This window comes from Protofrankia sp. CiP1_Cm_nod4 (assembly GCF_982290645.1).
Genome location: NZ_CEVIVC010000272.1, coordinates 1 through 2,696, shown reverse-complemented (window position 1 = coordinate 2,696; position 2,696 = coordinate 1). Strand labels below are relative to the sequence as shown.

Below are 2,696 nucleotides of genomic sequence, written 5' to 3'. Positions count from 1 at the left end.
TCTGCACCCACCCGAAGCGACGACGCCCGGTCCGGCCGCTTCGCCAGATTCCCCGGCCTCGACTGTGACGACCGCCGCCTCGACTACCCGCACGCCGACGAGCTCGCGGACAGGCGCGAGAGCGCGGTCCACACGCACGCCGTGCCAGCAATCTGCCTTTAGTTCGCGCCAGTTCCTGGTACGCTCGACGCTATGACCGTCATGCCGTTCACCGATGCGCGCAACCGCCTGTCGGAGCTCATCGACGAGGTGGAGCGGACCCATGAGCGGGTGGAGATCACCCGTCATGGGCACGCCGTGGCGGTCCTCATCTCCCCCGATGACCTCGCGGCGCTGGAGGAGACACTGGATGTGCTGGCGAGCCGGGAGGCGATGCGGCAGCTCGCGGAGTCCCGAGACGCGGTCGAAGCCGGCGACGTGCTCGATGCCGAGGAGCTCACCGCGCTCATGGTGAAACGGGCGCGGAGCGCCGAGCGGCCTCGCGCGACATGAGTGAGACCGGCGAGCCGTTCAAACTTCTGATCACCGGCCCCGCGGCACGCGCTCTCGCCGGCAGACCGCCCGAGAAGATCGCGGCGGCCGTCCACGAGTTCATCACGACCACGCTCCTGAACAACCCCCACCGGCTCGGCAAACGCCTCCTGCTCCCACCGTACGAGGGCACCTGGTCCGCCCGGCGCGGCAGCTACCGGGTGTTGTACGAGATCGATGAGGAGAACCGTACCGTTACCGTAACCGCCGTCGAACATCGGTCCGACGCGTACCGCTCACGCTGACCGAGAGACCCGACGAGGATATTGGGACCCCTGCTGTCACATGCGCCCATTAAGTCCCCGGTTCGGAGGGCTGAGCGTCGTCGCTGCTCTCGGCTGGCCGTGCCGGCTCGATCGGCTGCCGGTGCGTTCAGTGGCCGGGGATGGCGCCGGTCGTGATGAGGACTCGGCGGTTTCGATGATGGTGGTCGGCACGTCGCGGGAGCTCGGAGTCAGCTCGGGCGCGCCGTACCACCACTTCACCGACCGTGCGGCGCTGTTCGCGGCGATTGTCGTCGACGGACACGACCTGCTGTTCACCCGGCTCGACGCCGCTCGGGCCGGCGGTTCCGACGCCGTCGCCGCGTTACGCGACCTGCTCGTGGCCTACGCCGGCTTCGCCGCCGACCATTCCGCGCACATGCGCGTGATGCTGCGCCCCGAACTCGCCGAGCCAGCCGCGCACCCGGAGGTGACGGCGGCAGGAGCACGTCCGATCGAGCTGCTACGGTCGACCGTCCTGGCCGCGCAGGACGAAGGCGCTGTTCCTCCCGGCGACCCGGAGCCCGTGCTGCACATGTTCTGGTCGCTGGCGATCGGCTATGTGACGCTGTGGCTCGACGGCCCCGTCGAGGCCCGCTGCACCGCTCTCGGCACGACCCCCGACGAGATGAGCCGCCGTGTCGCGTCGACCGTCGAGGAACTGCTGCGACGACCGCGAGCGTAATCCGGGCGCGAGGACACCTGCCATCGTGGGTCCGCTCATGGGAGACGGTGACACCCCGGCCATGGCCCCGCCGCGACAGCTTCACCGGACCGGGCGATCCGCTCCCCGTCTCACGCCGCACCATCGAGACCACCCACGGCAGCGCCACGGAAGGCATACCCGCAACGGATCAGTTACCTTGCATGGGGGTGTTTGCGCCGTTCCGTAGCCGCGGGGAAAAACACCGGCTCACGCCGGGTCCGGACAGGCGATGTGGAGGGGCGGGCGATCGCGTGGAGCTCCTGTCGGCCGCATGGGCCGTCACCGGCCTCGCCGAGCCGCACGTATCGCTGGCCGGCGGCACCGAAGGCGGGACGGAGAGCCGCTGGGGGTTGGGCATCGGGGGTGTTCTGCTCTTGGCCTGGGCCGTCGAGCAGCTCTGGCGCCTGCAACGCCGGCTCGTGAGCCGGCTGACCGGCCGTGTGGCCCAGGGCGTCGTCGTCGACGTCGACAGGAAGGAACACGGTGACGACGTGACCTTCTACCGGCCGAAGGTGGAGTACGTCACCCGCGACGGCACCCGCCACGTCGGTTGGGCCCGGTCGGCGACGGAACGCAACTACCGGGTAGGGCGGCGGGTACTCGTCCACCACGAGGCCGACCCGACGGTGTTCTCCATCGGATCGACCGGACGCGATGTGGGACGGTTCGTCTGGGCCGGGATGTGGGCCGCCGCCGGGATCTGCTGTCTCGTCACCGCGCTGTCCCCGTGACGCGGGACCGGGTCCGGACCGGAGACGTTCACGCTGCCCGGCCGCCCGGATCCCCTCGAAGGGTGACCACAAGGGGCAACCTGATGGACCTGACGTGTCACCGGAAGAACAGAACAATCTTGATTTAAGGCCCGGAAATCACCATCCACCCAATCGGATCAGATTGCTCTCCAGGAAGGCGGCCTCGTCGACATCCTGACCCGAAAATGGCCTCAGGGTGAAGGTGGCCCCGCCCCGCATCAGGCCTGCACAAGGGTGATGGTGCGGCCGGCGGGGCTTGTCGTGGTGGTGATGGCCGTGCGTTCGGTGATGTCGGGGCGGAGATGCGGCTGACCGGCAGGCCGAACAGCAGGACGAGCGCGCCAGCGGCGGGGCCTGTCCGGCCCCGGTCAACGACGGTCAAAGGGCGGCGGGAGCGGCCGGTGGCGGTCAGGATGCTGGTCCTGTGGGGGAAGCCGCCGCCCC

The 2,696-nt window shown here is 69.5% G+C and carries 4 protein-coding genes; all 4 read left to right on the top strand.

Annotated features, from left to right (window positions below):
* Positions 1 to 192 precede the first annotated feature (192 nt).
* The 4 genes from AC5LSR_RS24065 (at position 193) to AC5LSR_RS24050 (ending at position 2,231) form a co-directional block, all read left to right on the top strand.
* Positions 193 to 492, top strand: a complete 300-nt coding sequence (locus tag AC5LSR_RS24065; RefSeq protein ID WP_047221768.1) for a type II toxin-antitoxin system Phd/YefM family antitoxin — start codon at positions 193 to 195, stop codon at positions 490 to 492.
* Positions 489 to 776, top strand: a complete 288-nt coding sequence (locus AC5LSR_RS24060; protein WP_047221767.1) for a type II toxin-antitoxin system RelE family toxin — start codon at positions 489 to 491, stop codon at positions 774 to 776. The genes AC5LSR_RS24065 and AC5LSR_RS24060 overlap by 4 nt, the downstream gene beginning before the upstream one ends.
* 175 nt (positions 777 to 951) lie before the next feature.
* Positions 952 to 1,479: a TetR/AcrR family transcriptional regulator gene (locus tag AC5LSR_RS24055; protein ID WP_493465863.1), complete on the top strand. Its 528-nt coding sequence runs from the start codon at positions 952 to 954 to the stop codon at positions 1,477 to 1,479.
* Between the two features lie 272 nt (positions 1,480 to 1,751).
* Positions 1,752 to 2,231 (top strand): DUF3592 domain-containing protein, encoded by a 480-nt coding sequence (locus AC5LSR_RS24050; RefSeq protein ID WP_250292204.1) that lies wholly within the window; start codon positions 1,752 to 1,754, stop codon positions 2,229 to 2,231.
* Positions 2,232 to 2,696 lie beyond the last annotated feature (465 nt).